Source organism: Shewanella sediminis HAW-EB3 (assembly GCF_000018025.1).
In the GTDB taxonomy this organism is placed as follows: Bacteria; Pseudomonadota; Gammaproteobacteria; order Enterobacterales; family Shewanellaceae; genus Shewanella; species Shewanella sediminis.
The window spans coordinates 4,471,919-4,492,670 of sequence record NC_009831.1 but is presented as its reverse complement, the minus strand read 5'-3'; the positions used below and the strand labels follow the sequence as shown (position 1 = coordinate 4,492,670).

Here is a 20,752-nt window from a genome sequence, read left to right as displayed (position 1 = left end):
AAAGCGTATAAGCCGTCATCCTGCTTCTAACCGGCTTTGCCTTGTCTCGAGACTTACAGCTTACAACTTTCTTTGCCTTCTTTCGGGACCTACAACTTGCTTAGGTTAACTTTCCGGATCTGAATCTGTGGTAACCGTGCCGTCGCGGGAATCATAATAGATGGAAAGGGCGGGTAGTTCATTAAAGAAAAATTTGCATTGATCCGGGCTGATATAGGTCGCTCTATAGACCGAATCTGCCACATCGGCAGAGGTGGAGACCTTAGGCGCATCGAGCAGTATGGTGCGCCATACTGACATGCAGTCGTTGGTATTGTTAAGGCGTGGGCTTGCTTCGAAAGGCGGGTAATTTTGAGCCGGCCACCCCCACTGGTTTATATCCAGTTGACCGCTATTGCCACCGTCATAGACTTGAAGATTATCGACCGGGCCCGAATGACCCTTAGATGCCCATTTCACATTGGCCAGTTTTATTCCCGCAGCGAAGGCACCACCGGTTCCCTCTACCGTCGAGATTTGAGCGTCTTGCTTGATATTAATAAACTGTGGCAGAGCGATAACCGCCAGTATTCCCAGCACGATAATTACCACGACGAGTTCAATTAAGGTAAAGCCTGAGGCTCGTTGTGTTGGGGAATATCTGTTGTTCATTCTGTCATCCATGCAAGTGATTATCGGGTGAGCGATATACGCTAACCCTCTTTTAGCTGTTTGAGTTATTTGTGTTATTTCAAAATGTTATTAGCTATCTGGGTCTGAGTCGATAGTCACACTGCCGTCGAGGGAGTTATAGGTGATGCTCAGGTTGCTGTTGGCCGAGTAATCATAACGGCATCGCTCTGGTGACAGGTAGTTAGCCTTGTAGTCGGTGTCATCGCTATCGAGCACATCAGAGATACTGGGCTCATCGCCTTCGAAAATGGTTTCCCAGACAGAGATGCAATCATCGGTGTTGTCGAGTTTAGGTGAGTCGCCATCTGAATCTGCGGTTCCCCAGTGCTGCGCCGGCCAGCCATTATCGTTAAAGTCTAACTCGCCCTCAGTAGCGGTGCCGAAGACCGGTAGATCATCGGCGGGGCCGGAACCAACTCGTGTGGCCCATACGGCTCTGGCCAGATTGATCCCCGACTTGAACGCACCACCCGTACCCTTAACCGTGGATAAATGGGCATCTTGAGAGACGTTGATAAATTTGGGTAGCGCGACGACAGCGAGTATTCCAAGTATAATGATCACCACTACAAGCTCTATCAGAGTAAAGCCTTCTGTTTTTGCGATGGAAGTGAGTGAGCCAGAATACATATGTGTGTGAAACCTTAGGTTATTTGATCCGAATATAATAACACTTTATAACGACTTATAATCTGAGTCCGGTCCGTTATTTGTAATAATTTCTGTACCAGTTCTTGTAATAGCTTTTGTTACACCTCTTGTAATAATTGTGGTAGTCACAGCCGTATCTGTCGAATATACACGCCTGTTTTCGAGTGTGTTATTTGACCGCTATGCTAATTTTAAAATCGTTAATGAGGGTATATGGTAGAACATTCGAACTGGGATTCATTTATTGAGGCTGAAAAGCTGCAGGATTATTTCACTCAACTTCAGGCATTTGTATCTGCCGAGCGAGCCCAGGGTAAAGCTATCTTCCCCCCCCAAGATGAGGTGTTTAGCGCCTTCGAACTGACGCCATTAGACAGGGTCAGAGTCGTTATTATCGGTCAGGATCCCTACCATGGTCCGGAGCAGGCCCATGGTCTGTGTTTCTCGGTCAAGCATGGCATTAAGACTCCCCCCTCATTGGTAAATATGTATAAAGAGCTCGTCGATGATATAGACGGGTTTGTGACGCCAAATCACGGGCATCTGTCCAGCTGGGCTGAGCAAGGTGTGTTGATGTTAAATACGGTGTTGACCGTAGAGCAGGGCAAGGCCCACTCACATGCCAAATCAGGTTGGGAAACATTTACGACTCATGCACTGGAGTTATTGAATCGACAGACGACACCGATCGTCTTTATTCTGTGGGGGGCTCATGCCATTAAAAAGGGTAAGGTGATCACCGCGCCTCAGCACCATATCTTATCCGGACCACACCCCTCACCACTCTCGGCTTATCGGGGATTCTTCGGCTGTAAACATTTCTCCAAAACCAATGATTTGTTGGAGCTCGATGGGAGTGACCCCATTACCTGGCAGGTGTGATTTTAATCAAGCGGTAGCTGTCGGCCAATGCGCCGGTAACCCGATTTTCCGCCTTGTCTAATAAAAATAATTGGTTCTCGCCGACCTGAAACTGCTTTTCTGTTTTCTGGTCGGTGGGCTCCTGTTTCAAGGTGATTTTACTACCTGTAGAGTTCCACTCAAACATCCCTTGCTCGATAAAAGTCTTATCACTTCTGCCCAAGTATTCAGATTCCAGAATATAATGGTTATCGCGCTTAAGGGTCAGTAGAGTCTTGATCCCTTCGCAGCTTGCACATGGGATGATCCCCGAATAGATGCCATTCCAATCGAGGGCGTTTTGGCTATTGTCGCCAAGGGGAAGTTGAGCAACCGATGCTGAGCTATCAACGCCAGACCGGGCTGTTTCTATATCTACTTTCAGTTCCGGTGGCTGAGTCGAACAGGCGGTAGTCGCCGTCGCTATTAACGCCAGCAGTGCCAAAACTGGCAGGTTAGTGCGTGCATTGAATTGAAGTTTCATCATATTCCTTATCTTTTACGGTTCCAGGTCTTTACTCGCACCTCGTCCCTAAAACCTCAGCACCCGTGTCGGTGTGACTATCATTGGCAATGGGACATCCCAGTGTTCGCTGGGGAGCGATTCGACCTGCTGGCAATCATGAGCAAAACCTATGGGATAGGGCTTGCCTATTTTTTGCCAGTTAGCCAGAGTTCTGTCATAGAAGCCGCCTCCCATCCCCATTCTTCCCCCCGTGCTGTCGAATGCCACTAAGGGGGTGACGACGGCATCGAGTTGATGAGGTAATATCATCTTGCCGATATCTAATACCGGCTCCGGGATCTTTAACTTATTCTCTACCAATGCCGTCTCGGGTGTGTAAGCGAAGAAGAGCAGGTTGCCTCTGCTGAAGGGGTGAAGGCGGGGAAGATATAGATTAACTCCCTGTTCCCAAAGGGCACGGATCAGAGGCTGAGTATCCAGCTCACCATCATTGGTCAGGTAGAGGGCGATATGTTTCGCCTTGAGCTTAGTCAGTTCAGCAAGTATCTGTTTCGTCGCAGTGGTGGCAAAGCTGTGTTGTTCATTATCACTTATGCATCTGCGGGCATCGCGAACTTGCGCTCTAAGCGCCGTGCGCGTCGCTTTAGCCGATGGGCTAGATGAGAATTGTGGTTTCAATATGGAGCCCTCGATGTTCTTTTTATGGTATTGGCCAGCCGCTCGCCTGAAACAACTTACCATATAAACCAGTGTATCCTCTGAAATTGTCGACGACAAATGAAGCTCTCTCATCAGTTTTTTAATTCACTGTAAAGGCTGACTTATCTTTGCTGGGACCTTCTTGGATCGCGAATACTCAGGTCGACATCTTCGAGCTTATTTCCGAGACCCGTCAGGTCCGTTAAATAGATGCAGCCTCGCTCCAGATGAACCAGCTTCTCCTTCTCTAACAGCTTGATTGTCTCGTTGACTCTTTGACGAGCAATGCCTGTGATCTGGCTGATCTGTTGTTGCGACACTGAGAGTTTAGGTATTTGGCCGGTAATAAATGGGATATGAGCGGCAAGCTCGATAAGCAGGTAGACAATGCGTGAAGGTAAATTCTCACTCATCATGAGTTGAGATTGCAGCCACTTGGCTTTGGCTTCAAAAGAGAGCGAATGAAACCACTTATAGATCTCAATATTCTCACCGGCTAACCGCTGCAGATCTGAATTTTCAAAGTGTATAAGACGCACAGGTTCTATTTCGGTAAGAAAAAATGGAGTGTAGCCCGCGTTCTTAATGTCATAACTGCCGAACCAATCACCCTGACCCATCACAATATTATTCACGGTTTTCAAGTTGGGTGTCTGCATGCATATGGTAACTGTGCCCTCCAGGATAAAACTGATCCCTTGATGGGCAATGCTTGAATCATCTAACTCACTGGCAGTTAACTTGCTTCTGAGCTGAGCAATAGAGAGGAGCTTATTAATTAGTTCCGGGGACAGCTCTGTTCTCCATTGGAGTTTATTTGATAATGCAGAATCAATCACAGGTTTTACCTTAGGCCAGCGCACCAGGTGGCGAAGCCCTATGCATTTTGAATAATTTATTACCGTAAATATACATCAAGTGTCCGGTGGCGGACAGTTGTCGGTCCGGCAAGTCTCTATATTAGCGCCCTTCAAATAATGAATCTTGATTACTGACAAGGCAACGATGAAGAACTCCTGTTTTTAAGAGCAAGGAGAGTGCTTTGGCTTTGGTCACAATCGTAAGACGTACAAATTTAGCTAAAAGTGGAGTGGAAAGGGTCGATGAAAAACCTTAATAGGCGAGTAAAAAAGAGTGAAGGCCGTAAGCCTGGCTTCATTGGAAGCCTGAAAATCTCTCTCGCATACCTTATCGTACCCGCTGGCGCCGGGGCGCTGCTTGGGTTAGCCGCTGGACTGGCTTTTGCTGGTACGGCAGTAGCGGGTTTCGATGAGAAGGTTGCCGCCTCGTTTGCGGCTAAGTATCAGGTATGTGCACTGAAACTGAAAGATACACCCGGATACCGACTCAAGGCGCTGGGGCTTAAGGCTAAGTCAGATGAGATTGGTCGCGACAAACTAGGTGGCGGCGGATATATCGAGGCCTTTCAGAAAGAGAAAAAGAAGGCATGGCTGCTCACAAAGAAAGAGTGCAAGAGGTTCGCCGATAGGCTGTGACAGTTCACGTCATTCTGAACTCATTCTTTGAAAAGAGCTGAATCCAGCTTTCGCTATTTGAATAATTGAATAATGCGGCCATATTAAGATAACCGACTCTAATAGTACTATTTTTCCATACTCTCGATAAAAGCCTCGAGCTTTTCCATATCCAGAATTTTTAATTGATGTTCTACTTTTTCTACTAAGCCTAAAGTTTGCAACTGAGCGACGACTTTGCGAAATACTCTTTCGGAACATCCAAAGCGCTCAGCTTCTCGATAGAGTTGACGAAAACTGATCTCCGGACGGCTTCCTTGCTGTCTGTGCTTTAGGTCAAGCGCAATGTTATAACTAAGAGGGTACAGGATCTGAGCTAAGGTAAACTCAATGCCGTCATGGTACTTGGTGGACAAGCAATGACTCAACCAGAGGCCGATACTCGCGTGCGACTCTATCAACTCGGTGACAAAATTAAGTGGTAAAACGATAAGCTCTATAGGCTCATCGGCACAAACCTCAAACTGACAGGGACTATTGTTTAGCCATTCAATCTCACCAAATAATCGAGATCTTGCTCTTAATCTCCCCAGATTAAATCGACGTCCATTTTCTGCGTTATAGGCTATGGTGCAGGCGCCCGATTTTAGCCAGTAGAGTTCAGAAATTTCTTGCCCTTGTCTCAGAATAAAATCTTGAGGCTTCATCTGTTTTACTTTCAATTCTGGTCGTTCAACATTCTGACTAAATATTTCGAAACCTTGCTGAATCATTCTGTCTAAATATCTCATTTTTGTTTGTCCATGAAAGTTTTGGCTGACACCCGGGCAATTGTCCTCATGCTATTAATGGGGACTCATTAGTATCGTGAGTAAGACAACTAATGGAGATTAATATAATGACACCACATATCAATGCCAAGCAAGGTGACTTTGCTGAAACCGTACTGATGCCAGGGGATCCTTTACGAGCCAAGTTTATTGCTGAAACTTATCTCACAGAGGTAAAAGAGGTTTGTAATGTACGTAATATGCTTGGCTTTACCGGTCTGTATAAAGGTAAACCAATTTCGGTTATGGCTCATGGAATGGGAGTGCCATCTGTTTCAATATATGTGCATGAACTGATTGAGCACTATGGTGTGAAGAATCTTATTCGGGTAGGTAGTGCCGGGGGAGTATCGGAAGATATCAAGGTAAGAGATATCATCGTTGCAACTGGTGCAGGTACAGCCTCGCTGACCAACCGAACTCGATTTGCGGGTTATGACTATGCGGCTACCCCCGATTTTTCACTATTGAGGGCTTGTTGGTAGACCGATAATAAACTAGCAACTAACGCTAAGTTTGGTAACATTTTCACCAATGATCTCTTTTATGACAGCGACAAAAACAAAACTCCAGCCCTTTTAAAAATGAACATATTGGCTGTAGAGATGGAATCTTCCGAGCTATATGCCATCGCCGCCGAGAAAAGAGTTAAAGCGCTGGCTATCTTAACTGTGTCGGATCATATCATCACAGGGGAAGAAACGACTTCAGAAGAGAGACAGAGCAGTTTTAATGAGATGATAGAACTGGCTCTGGAAACTGTATATCAAGGTTGCTAATGATGTCTGCTGAAATACTTGGCTATATCGCTTCAGGTTTTGTGGGTTTATCTCTGTTAATGGGTGATATAAAAAAACTTAGGTATATAAACCTGTTCGGTTGTCTGCTTTTTGTCATTTATGGCTTGAATATCTCTGCATACCCTGTTGCTGTGATGAATCTTTTTTGCGCAGGGATCAACCTTTATCACATCGGCGTAATAATTAAGCTGGACAGAGCGAACAAGCACTTGGGAGCCAGTTCTTAGAAGCTGTTATCCAGACACAAAAAAGCCACCACTTTTCAGTGATGGCTTGTCTGTTTCAACCTAAGGTCGAATTTGAATTGCTCCCCAAAATACCGTTGCCGGCGTAAGCCCTTGAACCGTAGGTTCAAGGCGGGTAAATGATTATATCCTAAGGCTTCTCGATACGAGCCGAGCTTGCACAATGTCAATAAAGCATTCACCCTGGGTTTGTAAATATCGGCACAGGGACATTGCCGACTGACGCGTATACCAGGGAGCAAAACTGGTTATCAGGTCCATCTTCTTAACTCATGCTTTCTTAACTAATTCTTTCTTAGCTAAGCGTCACGCCCATTAAGGGGGACACAAGAATTGGACACTGATTAAAATCTTTTCTTTAACTCATTCCGGAAAATTTCTTCCAGAATACTGTCTCAAAATTCTGTCTCTAACTTGTACTCTAACTATAGTCGCTAACTTCTATCTCTAACTACAGTTTAATCGTCTTTTGTCGAACGCTCAACGAGTGCGTTCTCTAAAGTCGACTGAAGCAAACCGATCTTATCATCCATCTGCTTAATATAATCTTGATTCTTTTGCTGTTCTTCCAACAACTCATAACCGATATTCAAGGCTGCCATAATGGCAATTTCTTCGCGACTCAAATTGTTGGTTCGGGTTTTCAATGAACTCAACTGTTGTTCGAGGTTTTGTGCCACGTGCTGCAATGCACCCTCTTGTCCTGGTGGGCAAGCGATGGAGTATGTACGGCCTAATAAGCTAATTTCAATAGCGTGGCTACTCATGACGCAAAGGGTCCTTTCTTCTGGCTCTTGAGCGGACTATATCGGTCTGCATGGCAAAGTGCAACATGAGTAAGCGCTAAGATGCCCAAGAATAGATTAAATGTTGTTTAGATAACCAAAGCCGCATGAATAACGGGCAAATAGCAGGTGGCAAGAGCTATATATGTAGGAGTGGCTTTAGCCGCGAATGTTCTCTCGTTGCTTTTTTTGGATTCTGAAACAAGTTCAGAATGACGGGAAGGGGTCTCAATGTAGGAGTGGCTTTAGCCGCGAATGTTTTGGGATCTGGAGGTCCGGGCTTCGAGTTTCGATCCACGAGGTAAAAGCTTTGGCTCGCGACTTTCTCAGCGTTGTCCTTAGCCCGAGGCTCGCTGCCTTGATAGCTTTATCTTGTACTTACAGCTTATAACTTACGACTTAAAACTATCTCCGCTCTGTCTTGAACTTCCAACTTAATAACTTCCTTTAACTTCTTTAGATACATAAAGGCTTAGATGTCGGTGTTGTGCATCGCTTTTCTTGGTTGAACGGGTCACTTCTGCTAGCATGTATATCAGTATATTTTGCTTTCGGACACAGTTATGGCTACCCCTCCCTCTTTACGTATAGACAACTTAATGGCAGCACTCGACGCGGCAGAAATTGGTCAGCAGCCGGGTGAAGTACATGGCGCGCTTGTGGGCTTGATTTGCGGCGGTGTCGAGCAATCAAAAAAGGCATGGAATAGTACATTTCTGGAGCTGATGAATGATGGTCAGCCTCTGCCCGATGCATTGCAGCAACTCATCGATGAGCTCTATCAGGATACCCTGGCAAGATTATCGGATGCCGATTTTGGCTTTACCCCTATGCTGCCTGAAGAGGAGGAGCCCTTAGCCAAACGTGTCGAGGCACTTTCTCTATGGGTACAAAGCTTCCTGACCGGTATCGCCATGGTTCAGCCCAAGCTGAACAGGGCGTCGAGTGATGTTCAGGAGGTCATTAAAGATCTTGCCGAAATCGCCTTGGTAGAATTTGATGTCGCCGATGATGACGAGTCTGAGTCTGCATACATGGAACTGATGGAGTTCTCTAAGATGGCAGCCTTGCTCTGCTACTCAGAGTTTGGCCCTGAGCCCACAGAGCAAGAAGCGGGTGTTATTCACTAATCTCGGTCGGCAGTGGAAAGACTATAAGCAAATAGTCGCAAGACACAAAAAACTATCTCTAATCGAGTTTCGGCAAAGGGTTTGTGACTCAGATGCTTTGCCGGATAAGAAGCTTTGGTGTAGTAGAGAACCTTAATGAAAGCTCAAACTGAACAAGATACCAGCCAAACGATTAATGTTGTCGATGTCGCCATCGTTGGCGGCGCGATGGCCGGGGCCACCTTGGCCTTAGGGTTAAAGGCGTTGGCTAAAGACCTTCAAAGACCACTCAAGATTGCCCTTATCGAGGCTCACCGCCCCGATGACAATCACCCTGGTTTCGATGCGCGTTCAATTGCCGTTGCCCACGGCTCTATCTTCGAGCTGAATCGACTCGGTATCTGGCCAAAGATTGCCCATCTTGGCACCCCTATAGAGAACATTCATATTTCAGATCGTGGGCATTTCGGCATGACAGAGCTCAATGCCGATGACTTCTATCTTAAGTATCTGGGTCAGGTGATCGAACTCGAGCCGGTGGGGCAGGTGCTGTTTAAGCAGATAGCCGATACCGACATCGAGCTCTATTGCCCGGCCAAACTAGCCTCGGTTGAGGCACAAACCGATGCTCAGCTGCTGACACTCGATGATGGCACACAATTGAGTACATCACTGCTGGTTGCTGCCGATGGGGTTAACTCTAAAGTCAGGCAGGCATTTAAACAGCCTCTCGAACAGGTCGACTTCGATCAGGTTGCACTCATCGCGAATGTTGAAACGGATACCCCCCATGAACAGAGGGCGTTCGAGCGTTTCACAGATTCCGGCCCTCTGGCTATTCTGCCCATGTCTAAGTCTAAAGGGGTCAACAGGGTCTCCTTGGTGTGGGCATTGAGGCCCGATGATGCCGAGCGTTTAATGTCTGTGTCTAAAGATGAGTTCCTTGCCGAGTTGCAGCAGGCATTTGGCTATCGCGCCGGTCAGTTTACCGGTGTCGGCGAACGCCACTCCTATCCTTTGTTGCTCTCGCACATGCCAAGGCCTATCTACCATCGCACCGTCTTTATTGGTAATGCGGCGCAGACGCTGCATCCCATCGCGGGTCAGGGATTTAACTTAGGTCTGAGAGATCTGGTGAGCCTACTCGAAGTGCTAAAGCAGACTATAGAAAGTGAAGCCAGTGATGAGTTGGATTTTGGCAGTGCTCAAGTCACTCATAAATATCTGCAAAGCCGGGAAGCGGATCGAAGCGCAACCATGACAAATATTGAGTTTCTGGTGCGGGGCTTCTCTAATGACTATTGGCCGCTCGTCGCCGGGCGAAGTCTGGCATTGAGGTTACTCTCTTGGCTGCCGCCACTGAAGACGCCTATAGCGCGTAGTGCGATGGGGTGGAGATCATAATCGCTAAATCTTTAAACATAAGTTTTGCAGGATCATAAGTATTTAAGGAAGGTTAAATGTTGAGTACACAAACCTATGATGTCGCCATTATCGGCGGAGGAATGGTCGGGCTGGCTACCGCTATCGGGCTGGCAATGGAAGAGTTACGGGTCGTGGTTATCGATGCCGGTGAAACTCATGCCGTCTCGGGGGAAGCCAGACTCAGGGTGAGTGCAATCAACAAGGCCAGCCAGCGATTACTGCAGAATCTGGGCGCCTGGAGTTATCTGGACAGCGAACGTCTCAGTCCCTATCAAAAGATGGAGGTGTGGGATAAGGATAGCTTGGGGAAAATCGGTTTCGATGCCCACTCGCTCAGCGAGCAGCACCTTGGCAGTATCATAGAAAATGACAACATCAGTTTCGCCCTGGCAAAGAGAGCGGCCGAACTTGACCAAATTACTCACCTCGAGAATCACCGTCTGGAGAAAATCGCCTTCGGTGAACGCGAAGCCTGGTTAACGCTGGACAACGGCGACAACCTCAGCGCCGCATTGGTGATAGGTGCAGACGGCGCTAACTCCTGGGTACGTGAGCAGTGCAAAATTCCGATGACATTCTGGGATTATGGCCATCACGCCATCGTTGCCAGCATACGCACCGAGATCCCTCACTTAGACACCGCAAGGCAGGTCTTTCTGGATGAAGGGCCATTAGCCTTCCTGCCTCTGTATGAATCCAACCTCTGCTCTATCGTCTGGTCGGTGCCGCCTGCAAAGGCTAAAAAGCTGCTCGAGGCCGACAAGTTGGAGTTTGAACATACATTAACGGCCGAGTTCGATGGTCGCATGGGGATGTGCCATCTGGAGGGGGAGCCACAGGCCTTCCCGCTCAGAATGCGTTATGCCCGTCACTTTGCCCGTCACCGCCTGCTACTGGCCGGCGATGCGGCGCACACCATACACCCGTTAGCGGGGCAGGGGGTCAACTTAGGCTTCCTGGATGCGGCAGCCATTATTCAGACTATCGGCGAGCTGAAACTCGATGGTAAAGATATCGGCGACTATGGCAATCTGCGCGCATTAGAGCGTTGGAGAAAGGCCGACGCACTGGAGATGATCGCGGCGATGGAGGGCTTTAAACGCCTCTTCGAGGGGAGCAATCCGGTGAAGAAAGCCCTGCGGGATTTCGGTCTGAATTTGGTCGATAATATTTCTCCTGTGAAAACACTGTTTATGCAACAGGCGATGGGTAATAAAAGCAGCCTGCCCAAACTCTGCAAAGCAGAATAGTAATTTTGTAGGACAGGAATATTAATCCAATTTTTTCAGTAAGTTGTTATGGCTTTATTTTAAAGCTTCTCTGGGTATGTAAAAAAACTACATGTTTAACATGAGAAAAAGTAATGACTGAATCGTTCGGATTAGAAAATTCTCTTGTATACAAAACTGTGACGCAAGGTATAATTTCGCCGCATTTTGATACGTTACATATGCATCTCTATTTAACGCAATGGATGTAAGTTTTATCTTTGCAATCACATCCTGGCAGTGAGTTCCCTACGCCAGGCAAAGACCCGAAAAGGGCCACAAAGAAGAGATAATAATGGCTAATAAAACTGTACTCTTTAATAAGCACTTGGAATCTGACGCCAAGATGGTCGACTTTCATGGTTGGGATATGCCTCTTAACTATGGTTCACAGATCGAAGAACACAACGCCGTTCGTCAAGATGCGGGTATGTTTGATGTGTCACACATGACCGTTGTCGATGTGACCGGCACTGACGCCTGTGCTTTCCTACGTAAATTATTAGCGAACGATGTCGCTAAGCTTAAGGTTCCCGGTAAGGCGCTATACGGCGGCATGCTGGACCATAACGCTGGTGTGATTGACGACCTGATCACCTATTATCTTACCGATACCCATTACCGCGTGGTGGTTAACTCTGCCACCCGTGAAAAAGATTTAGCTTGGATCGCCGAGCAGGTAAAAGGCTTCGATGTTGAAATAGTCGAGCGTCCTGAACTTGCCATGATCGCCGTTCAAGGCCCCAATGCCAAGGCGAAAGCCGCTACGGTATTTAACGATGCGCAAAATGCTGCCGTCGAAGGGATGAAGCCATTCTTCGGTGTACAAGCCGACTCACTGTTTATTGCGACTACCGGTTACACCGGCGAAACGGGTTACGAAATCATCGTGCCTGAAGATGAAGCGCAAGCGCTATGGCAAGGTCTTTTAGAAGCCGGTGTTAAGCCATGTGGACTAGGTGCCCGTGATACCCTGCGTCTCGAAGCTGGTATGAACCTATACGGCCTGGATATGGACGAAACGGTTAACCCGTTAGCGGCCAACATGGGCTGGACTATTGCATGGGAGCCACAGGACCGTGACTTTAACGGCCGTGAAGCACTGGCCGCAATTAAAGCTGCCGGTACCGAGAAGCTGGTCGGTCTAATCATGGAAGCCAAAGGCGTTATCCGTCCGGGCATGTCGGTATTTTTCACCGACGGCGAAGGCGTAGAGCAGCAGGGCACGATCACCAGTGGCACATTCTCGCCGACTTTGGGCTATTCTATTGCGATGGCCCGCGTGCCGAGAAGCATAGGTGATACTGCCGAAGTCGAAATGCGTAAGAAGCGTGTCTCTGTTAAAGTAGTTGCCCCATCGTTTGTACGCAACGGTAAACAAGCCTTTTAACTATTTAACGAGGTTATAGCTATTTAATCCGATTTTGTTGTCGAGAGTGCTCATTGATGCTTATCAGTTTTGATACTTATAAGCAGGGCGCGCTCTCCTAAAACTCGAATCAAATTTCGGCTAATCTCGTCAAATTGCAGGTGTATGTATAAGTGGTTGTTAGAGTCTGACGTTTCAACTCAGTGTAGGCTCCTAAAACCAGAACGAAATTCCTGCGTATTAACCGCAGAAACAGAACAGATAATAGAGTTAGTGGTGGTTGGATTTTTGTTGCCTGTGGTCTTCGATGCACATCAAGTGTGCGCAAGCTCTTGAAACGTGAACGAAACACCTGCTAATTCGAACGAAAAATCAGTATATTGTCTTATTAATAAAAAAATTTAGATAACGGAATAAGGATTAAGAATAATGAGCAACATTCCAGCTGAATTGAAATACGCTTCTTCTCACGAGTGGATCCGTAAAGAGGAAGACGGCAGCTATACCGTGGGTATCAGTGAGCACGCACAAGAGCTTTTGGGCGACATGGTATTCATAGAGCTTCCAGACGTTGGTGATACCTTGAGTGCCGGTGAAGATTGTGCCGTTGCGGAATCAGTAAAAGCCGCATCAGACATCTATGCGCCACTGTCGGGTGAAGTACTTGCCATTAACGAAGCGCTTGAAGATTCTCCTGAGCTGGTCAACAGCGATGCATTCGGTGACGGTTGGTTCTTCCGCGTTATGCCTAGCGATGTTGCTGAAATCGACAGTTTGCTCGATGCCGAAGGCTATCAAGCCGTCATCGACGAAGAATAATCGCCGATTGAAAACAAAGCCTCATATCCTGAATATGGGGCTTTGTTCGTTATACCGCTCCACATTGCTTAGCCATACATCCTAAATCAAAAATGAGACCGGTAACTCCGCCCCCTACAGGTTGGATATCGGCAAAAATGGAACCAGGTTATCATGACCACAGAAACCCTCACTCAGTTAGAGCAGCACGAACTATTTATCCGCCGTCACATTGGCCCGGACAGTGCGCAACAGCAAGAGATGCTGAATTTTGTTGGTGCAGAGTCTTTAGAAGACCTGACACAGCAGATCGTACCTGAGTCAATTCGCCTTAACCGTGACTTAGCCGTTGGCAGCGCGTGTGGTGAAGCCGAAGGTATGGCCTATATCCGTGAAATAGCGGATAAGAACAAGGTCTTCAAGAGCTATATCGGTATGGGTTACTACGGTACTGAAGTACCGAGTGTTATTCAGCGTAATGTGCTTGAAAATCCGGGCTGGTACACGGCTTACACCCCTTATCAGCCAGAGATCGCTCAGGGCCGTTTAGAAGCGATTCTTAACTTCCAACAGGTCTCTATGGATCTGACCGGTCTGGATTTGGCCTCTGCCTCTTTGCTCGATGAAGCAACGGCAGCGGCTGAAGCCATGGCACTGGCCAAGCGTGTCTCTAAGGCGAAAAAAGCTAACATCTTCTTCGTCGCCGATGACGTATTTCCTCAAACATTGGATGTCGTGAAAACCCGCGCCGAATGTTTTGGTTTCGAGATTGTCGTCGGCCCTGCAAGTGAAGCGGTTAACTACGAACTGTTTGGTGCCCTGTTCCAGTACACCAACCGTTTCGGCGAAATCACCGACTTTACCGAGCTGTTCACCGAGCTTAAAGCCAAGAAGGCGGTCGTATCGGTTGCCGCCGACATCATGTCACTGGTTATGCTTAAGTCGCCTGGCTCTATGGGCGCAGATGTGGTCTTCGGTAGTGCCCAACGTTTCGGCGTTCCTATGGGACTGGGTGGTCCACACGCGGCATTTTTCGTTACCCGTGACGCACACAAGCGTTCACTGCCGGGTCGTATTATCGGTGTATCACAAGATACCCGAGGTAACCGCGCGCTACGTATGGCGATGCAGACCCGTGAGCAGCATATCCGCCGCGAGAAAGCGAACTCCAACATCTGTACCGCACAGGTGCTTTTGGCCAACATGGCCTCTTTCTATGCCGTATACCATGGCCCACAAGGCCTTAAGATTATCGCCGAGCGTATTCATCGCCTGACCGATATTCTGGCATCTGGCCTGACGGCGAAAGGCGTTGAGCTGGTTAACGGCACCTGGTTCGATACACTCTCTTTGAAAGCTACCGACAGCGAGGCTATCACTGCCCGCGCCGTGGCTGCGGGTATTAACCTGCGCATCGACTCTGACGGCGTACTAGGTGTCAGCCTGGCAGAAACCACGCTCCGTGAAGATATCGCCGAACTATTCGATGTCATCTTAGGTGAAGGCCATGGGTTAGATGTCGCCGCACTCGATGCCGAAATCATCAAGGCTGGCAGCAGCTCAATTCCGGCTCAGCTTGTCCGTACCGATGCCATCCTGACCCACCCGACCTTTAACAGCTACCACAGCGAAACCGAGATGATGCGTTACATCAAGCGTCTCGAAAACAAAGATCTGGCGCTGAACCACTCGATGATCTCACTCGGTTCATGCACCATGAAGCTGAATGCGGCGACTGAGATGATGCCGATCAGCTGGCCTGAGTTCGGTAACATGCACCCGTTCTGCCCGCTGGATCAGAGCGAAGGTTATACCGACCTTATCGAAGAGCTTTCAACCTGGCTTGTCGACATCACAGGTTATGATGCCATGTGTATGCAGGCCAACTCCGGTGCGTCTGGCGAATATGCCGGTCTGCTGGCTATCAGGAATTACCACATCTCACGTGGCGACGCTCACAGAAATGTCTGCCTGATCCCTCAGTCTGCTCACGGTACTAACCCGGCTTCGGCTCAGATGGCTGGCATGAAGATCGTGGTTACCGCCTGTGATAAGGCCGGTAACGTAGACATGGAAGACCTCAAAGCGAAAGCGGCAGAGGTGGCTGAGAACCTTTCATGCATCATGATCACCTACCCATCGACGCACGGTGTGTACGAAGAGACGGTAAGTGAGATCTGTGAAGTCATTCATCAGCATGGCGGTCAGGTATATCTTGACGGTGCAAACATGAATGCTCAGGTTGGTCTGACAACTCCGGGCTCTATCGGTGCCGACGTATCTCACCTTAACCTGCACAAGACCTTCGCTATACCACATGGCGGCGGTGGACCCGGTATGGGCCCAATCGGTGTTAAGGCTCACCTGGCGCCATTTGTCGCCGGTCACGTGGTGGTTAAGCATGGCCGTGAATCTGACAACAATGGTGCGGTTTCTGCGGCGCCATATGGCAGCGCAAGCATCTTGCCGATCACCTGGATGTACATCAAGCTGCTGGGTCATCAGGGCCTTCGTCAGTCAACACAGGTTGCACTGCTGAATGCTAACTACGTGATGAAGAAGCTGTCTGAGCACTACCCAGTGCTTTATACCGGCCGAAATGAGCGTGTTGCACATGAGTGCATCATCGACCTGCGCCCGCTTAAAGAGTCATCGGGTGTGACCGAGATGGATATCGCTAAGCGTCTGAACGATTATGGTTTCCACGCACCAACCATGAGCTTCCCGGTTGCGGGAACCTTGATGATTGAGCCGACGGAATCTGAGTCTAAGGTTGAGCTGGACAGATTCATCGAAGCGATGATCTCTATCCGTGGTGAAGCGTCGCGCGTCGAGTCTGGCGAGTGGCCAGCCGACAATAACCCGCTACACAATGCACCGCATACGCTGGCCGATATCATGGACCCAGAGTTTGACTCACGTCCTTACAGCCGTGAAGTGGCCGTGTTCCCGACGGCAGCGGTTAAGCTTAATAAGTTCTGGCCAACGGTTAATCGTATCGATGACGTGTTTGGTGATCGCAATTTATTCTGTGCGTGTGTGCCAATGAGTGAGTATGAGTAATTGCTGCTTAGACTCGCTACTGCGGCGTTGAACCTTGGCTCCAGTGCTCATTGACAACAGTCAACTCCGCGTTAGAGCCTTCGCTCCGCCTTGCATTAGCTTCGTCAGCAACGCAATTATGGAGTAGTTGGCTTCATTTGATGTAGGAGCGGCTTTAGCCGCGAAGTGATTAAAGCGAACCAGAGATGGTTCGCTTTTTTGTTACCTTTTAAACCGTCATTCCGGCGTGCTTGTTGGCCTGAATCTACTCTTGGATTATTACTAATCAAGCTGCGCTTGATGAACATCGCAGGGTTCCACCCTGCACGGGGCAAGGAGGACTGCTCGTCCTCCTTGCATCCACCTATGACGCCCCGGCGAAGTTGTGCTCCTCTGGCTTATGGATAAATCACTAACGCTTCCGATGGGGCGAATTATATCCCTATAATTCCATCCAGCTTGGCTATCCCTGCCGCGCGCTCATTAACCGGAAACTCCGTTTCCATTCGGCCATGCCCCGAAAGCTAGCCCCACATCTGATAGGCAGGATACCTGAATGCCGAGTAATACATGGATGTATGAGAACGTCCGTGTGTGGCTCACGTAACTTTGGTTTATAAAGAGTCTGCGAAGTCCTTCGACTCGGGCATCCTGCTTCGTTCTACCTCCTACATCCATGCAGTCGTCGGCATGTAAATCCATTTACAAAGCCAGTTCGCCATCCATGGCTCTCGCTCATAAGCACAATCACGCAAGGTGATAATTCGCCTTCCAACGGGGAATGTTGTAGTCTGCGGCGGTGTTTGAAGTCGTTGGACTCTAATGGGCTGCGACCCCTTAATCTGTTGTAGTTGCATCTGGGGTTGTTAGGTAGCAAACTCTAGAGCTATCACGCTCCATTACCTACGGCCAACTATCTATGACAGCAATACAAGCGAAGGCAAAGCAATGACAAAAGCAGAAGCACAAACAATTGCTGAGTTGCAGCAGGGACTTCCAATTACCATAGCGGCCGATGGCCGGTTTTCGAATTCGCTTAAGCCCTTGTTGACCCAGCTGGAGATGTGGCTCAACTTTCAGGCGCTGAAAGCGGATTGGTATGGTAATGAAGATTTTGTCCTCTCCTTTGATTTTACCCTTGTCAGGTCACTGGATGAGAAGATGCAACAGTTGAAGACTGCCAGAGCGGCCAGTGCTGAAAGTTGGATCGTAGAATCGGGTTATGCTTATCATTATGAAAGCAGCCGCCTGACGACGATTGCTTTTATTGCGGTTGATGATTTGATCCAGGGAGGCGTTGGTATTGAACAGGCGATAAAAGCCAGGTTGATCGCTGTGGCCAACTCTGTGGGAAGTAAGCATGGTTTTTTAGCTTTGTCGTAGAAAAGGTTATTCAGAGCCCAATTATCTAGTAGCCCCATTACGGAGTAGTTAGCTTCATTTGATGTAGGAGCGACTTTAGCCGCGAATGGATTAAAGCGAACCATAGATGGTTCGCTTTTTTATGGGAAATGGGAAAGTTTACTCTGACCCCACTTATTCTTATGGGAAATGGGAAAGTTTACTCTGACCCCACTTATTCAAAGTTGAACCACTCGATTTCGGCCCTGCTCTTTGGCAAGATATAGCGCCTCGTCCGCAATCTTAATAAGGCATATCGATTCCTCGCCCTTGGTAGGAGTCCTAACCGCAATTCCAATACTGGCGGTGACAAAGCCAAACTCTGATTCCACATGAGGTAAGGTCAGTGAATGGAGAGCCTCTTGAAATTTTTCGGCTATATCTCGTGCGCCCTCTTCATCTGTAGCGGGGGCTATAAAAGCAAACTCTTCACCACCATAGCGCGCTGAAAGATCACCCGCTCGGCTGATGATAGAAGCCAACAATTTGGAGATCTCTTGAAGGCATTCATCCCCTAAGACATGTCCGTATTTGTCGTTATACTTTTTGAAAAAATCAATGTCTATCATCCCCAATGCCAGTGGTTGCTTGGTACGTGATGCCCGAATCCACTCTTGTTCCAATTTTTCATTAAAATGTCGCCGATTGCCCAAACCTGTCAGCTCGTCTGTAAGACTTAGGGCCGCTAGTTTTTGATTTGCAGTTTCTAATGCATCAGTCCGCCCATCAATGGCATCCACCAAACTGTTAAAGCCGTCAATCAAGTCACCAACTTCATCTTTATGCACAATAGTGAGTTTTTTTAGCGGAGTATTTCCCTGTGCCATATCTTTAACTGAAAGCGCTGCTTTTTTTAAAGGGGAAAGCATAGTGATAAAAACGAAAGTAATGATCAACACTCCGAGAATTGCTGACAATACTAAATACATCAGCATTGATTCTGTCAGCTGTCTCACTGGCAGATAAGCTTCTGTTGTTTTTTGGCGAGTGGCTACGAACCATCCTGTACTTTCAATACTGGTTATGGCGGCGAGTTCCTCAACACCGTATGCGTTAACCGTCACTCCAACTCCCCGGTATCCTCTCATAGCCATGTCATGCAATCGGTTTCTACCCGGTTCCGGTGTTGGCTTAAGTACCATCTCCGGGATGCTCGAAGCAACAAACAGGTTATCTTTAGGAGAAATAACAAGAATATCACTGCCGCCTTCTAGTACTGAGGAGTATAAATATTTGAATAGATCCGTTTGATTCAATTCCAATATCCCAGCAACAACGGCAACCACTTTATTTTCTTCATTTTTTATGGGAGCGGCAATCACAATGCTGGGTTCATGGGTAACTCTGTTTTTAAAGGGGCGACTAAAAACTGCCTGATCCGCCAACTTAGCTCTTTGAAACCATTCGCTTTGACCAAAAATAAACTCTGTTCCTCCAGGAAGTGCCGGGGACTCAGCTACTAGCTCTTCTCCATCAGGTGATATTAATAATATACCGTATTTAAAAATAGGAGGGACATGCCTTTCTTCTAACAACTTTGTGGCTGAGCCAACATCAGTTTTAAAATTTAACTCAGATAAATCCTTCGCTAAAAAGGTAAAGAAATTAAGGCTTTTCCGCATTTCAACTTCAATATCATTTGACACATATTTAGAAAAAGTAAGCTGCTGTTTCTGGATCTGTTTGGTTAATAGGTTCTTTGCTTTGGTCGTCGCAACTATTGTGTTTACTCCCCCAAAGAATAAGCTAACCAATGAAAAAATGATTATTAACCTAAAAGTTATGCTTCTAGAAAATGAGTCATTATCTGAGCTAATTTCTTTTTTCAAGTTAGTTCCCTATAAAGCAAGCGTATTCAGGTAATGAAGAACTGCATATTATACATACTAGGCACTAACTTACCCTGATGCAAAAACCATCCCCTGAAGTTCGGCATGACCCTCGATAAATGGGGTTAAATAAATGAAATAAATGGGAAATAAATGGGGTCAGAGTAAGATTAAGTTGAGATCACTATTTCTGGCTTGGTCTTCCTCGTTTCTTCGGTCGAATTGACTCCCCTGTTAGTGCTTCAATCTCATTTTTAAACTTATCATTTCCGATAGCCATGCCTTTGTTGGTGGCGTTGCGTATTTGGGTTATGAGTTGAGTATCTATATGGTGTTTGAATAGTGCCCTGTAGTTTATCTGCCTTTGAGTGGGGTTACTCGCGAGTGACAGATAGGTTTGATGGGGCGTGCATAGGGTTGAGGTTTTTCCGAGTGCATTAATTTGATAACTTGACCACTTATAGGCAGAAGGTTCTGCGACCATCTCAGCTCTTACTGGGTTGAGCTCAATATAGCGATAGACTTGAAGTAAGTACTGTTCAGTTTGTACAAGGCAAGACTTGAATCTTCCCTCCCATAATGTGCCTGTTCGCTTGTAAGTAAAGTTGAAGTAGCGAACGTACTGCCTACCTAATGATTGCATCATCTGGCTAATCGCATTTGGTTGTAATGGGGTACACAGAATATGGACATGATTAGTCATAAATACCCAAGCATGAATATGAACTTGATACTCAGATGCATATTGCTTTAGCCATTTGGCATAAAGCATAAAATCCTCTTCTGAGGCAAAGCAGGCTTGACGGTTATTCCCTCGTTGAATGATATGTTGAGGAATATTTACTGGGCTGTTCCTATGTGCTCTTGGCATCTGCAAGCTCCTTTTGCAGCACGAGTATAGATTTTTAGTTTAGCTCAAAATTTAATTTACTCTGACCCCATTTAAAACAAAGCGGCTTGCATAGTGATATGCAGCCGCTTAAGTAGA

At 47.4% G+C, this 20,752-nt stretch carries 19 protein-coding genes, 1 other RNA gene and 1 pseudogene; 11 read left to right on the top strand and 10 right to left on the bottom strand.

All coding sequences use genetic code 11. The features are described 5' to 3' along the window. Nucleotides 1-105: 105 nt before the first annotated feature. Entirely contained in the window at nucleotides 106-663 is a 558-nt protein-coding gene (locus tag SSED_RS19285; protein WP_012144024.1) for a type II secretion system protein, read from the bottom strand. A 78-nt stretch (nucleotides 664-741) separates the two neighbouring features. Beyond that, the gene (locus SSED_RS19280) at nucleotides 742-1,302 is read right to left on the bottom strand and encodes a type II secretion system protein (RefSeq protein ID WP_012144023.1); all 561 of its coding nucleotides are present in this window, start codon (nucleotides 1,300-1,302) and stop codon (nucleotides 742-744) included. A gap of 234 nt (nucleotides 1,303-1,536) precedes the next feature. Here SSED_RS19280 and ung point away from each other — a divergent pair, with 234 nt between their 5' ends. Continuing rightward, complete coding sequence (gene ung / locus SSED_RS19275; protein WP_012144022.1) at nucleotides 1,537-2,205, top strand: uracil-DNA glycosylase; 669 nt, start codon at nucleotides 1,537-1,539, stop codon at nucleotides 2,203-2,205. Here the strand turns inward: ung and SSED_RS19270 are convergent. From SSED_RS19270 to SSED_RS19260, 3 genes are all read right to left on the bottom strand, one after another. After that, the gene (locus SSED_RS19270) at nucleotides 2,189-2,710 is read right to left on the bottom strand and encodes a copper resistance protein NlpE (protein WP_041421809.1); all 522 of its coding nucleotides are present in this window, start codon (nucleotides 2,708-2,710) and stop codon (nucleotides 2,189-2,191) included. The genes ung and SSED_RS19270 overlap by 17 nt on opposite strands. Nucleotides 2,711-2,755: 45 nt before the next feature. Beyond that, nucleotides 2,756-3,367, bottom strand: a complete 612-nt coding sequence (locus SSED_RS19265; RefSeq protein ID WP_049772178.1) for a 5-formyltetrahydrofolate cyclo-ligase — start codon at nucleotides 3,365-3,367, stop codon at nucleotides 2,756-2,758. Nucleotides 3,368-3,510: 143 nt separating this feature from the next. Continuing rightward, nucleotides 3,511-4,227, bottom strand: coding sequence for a Crp/Fnr family transcriptional regulator (locus SSED_RS19260; protein WP_041421807.1), 717 nt, complete (start codon nucleotides 4,225-4,227; stop codon nucleotides 3,511-3,513). A 264-nt stretch (nucleotides 4,228-4,491) separates the two neighbouring features. On the opposite strand from SSED_RS19260, the gene SSED_RS19255 reads away from it, so the two are divergent. After that, on the top strand, nucleotides 4,492-4,884 hold the full coding sequence (locus SSED_RS19255; protein ID WP_012144018.1) for a hypothetical protein: 393 nt from the start codon (nucleotides 4,492-4,494) through the stop codon (nucleotides 4,882-4,884). 107 nt (nucleotides 4,885-4,991) lie between these two features. Here SSED_RS19255 and SSED_RS19250 read toward each other — a convergent pair whose 3' ends face one another. Further along, nucleotides 4,992-5,654, bottom strand: coding sequence for a Crp/Fnr family transcriptional regulator (locus tag SSED_RS19250; RefSeq protein ID WP_012144017.1), 663 nt, complete (start codon nucleotides 5,652-5,654; stop codon nucleotides 4,992-4,994). A gap of 104 nt (nucleotides 5,655-5,758) precedes the next feature. On the opposite strand from SSED_RS19250, the pseudogene deoD reads away from it, so the two are divergent. Together deoD and SSED_RS19240 are read left to right on the top strand one after the other, a co-directional pair. Then, nucleotides 5,759-6,472, top strand: a pseudogene (gene deoD, locus SSED_RS19245) (purine-nucleoside phosphorylase). After that, a complete protein-coding gene (locus tag SSED_RS19240; protein ID WP_012144014.1) occupies nucleotides 6,472-6,720 on the top strand; it encodes a YgjV family protein in 249 nt (82 codons plus the stop codon). The pseudogene deoD and the gene SSED_RS19240 overlap by 1 nt, the downstream one beginning before the upstream one ends. A gap of 77 nt (nucleotides 6,721-6,797) precedes the next feature. On the opposite strand, the gene ssrS is transcribed toward SSED_RS19240, so the two are convergent. After that, a non-coding RNA gene (gene ssrS, locus SSED_RS24185) (6S RNA) lies at nucleotides 6,798-6,979 on the bottom strand. A 217-nt stretch (nucleotides 6,980-7,196) separates the two neighbouring features. Then, nucleotides 7,197-7,505, bottom strand: a complete 309-nt coding sequence (locus SSED_RS19235; RefSeq protein WP_012144013.1) for a cell division protein ZapA — start codon at nucleotides 7,503-7,505, stop codon at nucleotides 7,197-7,199. A gap of 581 nt (nucleotides 7,506-8,086) precedes the next feature. Here SSED_RS19235 and SSED_RS19230 point away from each other — a divergent pair. The 7 genes from SSED_RS19230 to SSED_RS19200 all read left to right on the top strand — a co-directional run bounded on the left by SSED_RS19230 (nucleotide 8,087) and on the right by SSED_RS19200 (nucleotide 17,917). Beyond that, the gene (locus tag SSED_RS19230) at nucleotides 8,087-8,653 is read left to right on the top strand and encodes a UPF0149 family protein (RefSeq protein ID WP_012144012.1); all 567 of its coding nucleotides are present in this window, start codon (nucleotides 8,087-8,089) and stop codon (nucleotides 8,651-8,653) included. A gap of 135 nt (nucleotides 8,654-8,788) precedes the next feature. Further along, nucleotides 8,789-10,036, top strand: a complete 1,248-nt coding sequence (gene ubiH, locus SSED_RS19225; protein WP_012144011.1) for a 2-octaprenyl-6-methoxyphenyl hydroxylase — start codon at nucleotides 8,789-8,791, stop codon at nucleotides 10,034-10,036. A gap of 56 nt (nucleotides 10,037-10,092) precedes the next feature. Next, nucleotides 10,093-11,307 carry an FAD-dependent monooxygenase gene (locus tag SSED_RS19220; protein WP_012144010.1) on the top strand — a complete coding sequence of 405 codons (1,215 nt, stop codon included), beginning with the start codon at nucleotides 10,093-10,095 and terminating at the stop codon, nucleotides 11,305-11,307. Between the two features lie 313 nt (nucleotides 11,308-11,620). After that, complete coding sequence (gcvT, locus tag SSED_RS19215) at nucleotides 11,621-12,715, top strand: glycine cleavage system aminomethyltransferase GcvT (protein ID WP_012144009.1); 1,095 nt, start codon at nucleotides 11,621-11,623, stop codon at nucleotides 12,713-12,715. 408 nt (nucleotides 12,716-13,123) lie between these two features. Beyond that, nucleotides 13,124-13,513 (top strand): glycine cleavage system protein GcvH, encoded by a 390-nt coding sequence (gene gcvH / locus SSED_RS19210; protein WP_012144008.1) that lies wholly within the window; start codon nucleotides 13,124-13,126, stop codon nucleotides 13,511-13,513. Between the two features lie 153 nt (nucleotides 13,514-13,666). After that, entirely contained in the window at nucleotides 13,667-16,555 is a 2,889-nt protein-coding gene (gcvP, locus tag SSED_RS19205) for an aminomethyl-transferring glycine dehydrogenase (RefSeq protein WP_012144007.1), read from the top strand. Nucleotides 16,556-17,482: 927 nt separating this feature from the next. Next, complete coding sequence (locus SSED_RS19200) at nucleotides 17,483-17,917, top strand: hypothetical protein (protein WP_012144006.1); 435 nt, start codon at nucleotides 17,483-17,485, stop codon at nucleotides 17,915-17,917. Between the two features lie 197 nt (nucleotides 17,918-18,114). Here SSED_RS19200 and SSED_RS23755 read toward each other — a convergent pair whose 3' ends face one another. Next, complete coding sequence (locus SSED_RS23755; protein ID WP_049772135.1) at nucleotides 18,115-19,764, bottom strand: sensor domain-containing diguanylate cyclase; 1,650 nt, start codon at nucleotides 19,762-19,764, stop codon at nucleotides 18,115-18,117. Between the two features lie 184 nt (nucleotides 19,765-19,948). Then, nucleotides 19,949-20,635 (bottom strand): transposase, encoded by a 687-nt coding sequence (locus SSED_RS19190; RefSeq protein ID WP_012144004.1) that lies wholly within the window; start codon nucleotides 20,633-20,635, stop codon nucleotides 19,949-19,951. Nucleotides 20,636-20,752: the final 117 nt, after the last annotated feature.

Excerpts from the sequence above, each read along its gene's own strand:
- SSED_RS19255 (WP_012144018.1), top strand. The coding sequence starts at position 4,492 with ATGAAAAACCTTAATAGGCGAGTAAAAAAGAGTGAAGGCCGTAAGCCT.
- SSED_RS19270 (WP_041421809.1), bottom strand. The coding sequence starts at position 2,710 with ATGATGAAACTTCAATTCAATGCACGCACTAACCTGCCAGTTTTGGCA.
- SSED_RS19235 (WP_012144013.1), bottom strand. The coding sequence starts at position 7,505 with ATGAGTAGCCACGCTATTGAAATTAGCTTATTAGGCCGTACATACTCC.
- gcvP (WP_012144007.1), top strand. The coding sequence starts at position 13,667 with ATGACCACAGAAACCCTCACTCAGTTAGAGCAGCACGAACTATTTATC.
- SSED_RS19200 (WP_012144006.1), top strand. The coding sequence starts at position 17,483 with ATGACAAAAGCAGAAGCACAAACAATTGCTGAGTTGCAGCAGGGACTT.
- ung (WP_012144022.1), top strand. The coding sequence starts at position 1,537 with ATGGTAGAACATTCGAACTGGGATTCATTTATTGAGGCTGAAAAGCTG.
- SSED_RS19285 (WP_012144024.1), bottom strand. The coding sequence starts at position 663 with ATGGATGACAGAATGAACAACAGATATTCCCCAACACAACGAGCCTCA.
- gcvH (WP_012144008.1), top strand. The coding sequence starts at position 13,124 with ATGAGCAACATTCCAGCTGAATTGAAATACGCTTCTTCTCACGAGTGG.
- SSED_RS19230 (WP_012144012.1), top strand. The coding sequence starts at position 8,087 with ATGGCTACCCCTCCCTCTTTACGTATAGACAACTTAATGGCAGCACTC.
- SSED_RS19240 (WP_012144014.1), top strand. The coding sequence starts at position 6,472 with ATGATGTCTGCTGAAATACTTGGCTATATCGCTTCAGGTTTTGTGGGT.
- SSED_RS19220 (WP_012144010.1), top strand. The coding sequence starts at position 10,093 with ATGTTGAGTACACAAACCTATGATGTCGCCATTATCGGCGGAGGAATG.
- SSED_RS19250 (WP_012144017.1), bottom strand. The coding sequence starts at position 5,654 with ATGAGATATTTAGACAGAATGATTCAGCAAGGTTTCGAAATATTTAGT.
- ubiH (WP_012144011.1), top strand. The coding sequence starts at position 8,789 with ATGAAAGCTCAAACTGAACAAGATACCAGCCAAACGATTAATGTTGTC.
- gcvT (WP_012144009.1), top strand. The coding sequence starts at position 11,621 with ATGGCTAATAAAACTGTACTCTTTAATAAGCACTTGGAATCTGACGCC.
- SSED_RS19190 (WP_012144004.1), bottom strand. The coding sequence starts at position 20,635 with ATGCCAAGAGCACATAGGAACAGCCCAGTAAATATTCCTCAACATATC.
- SSED_RS19280 (WP_012144023.1), bottom strand. The coding sequence starts at position 1,302 with ATGTATTCTGGCTCACTCACTTCCATCGCAAAAACAGAAGGCTTTACT.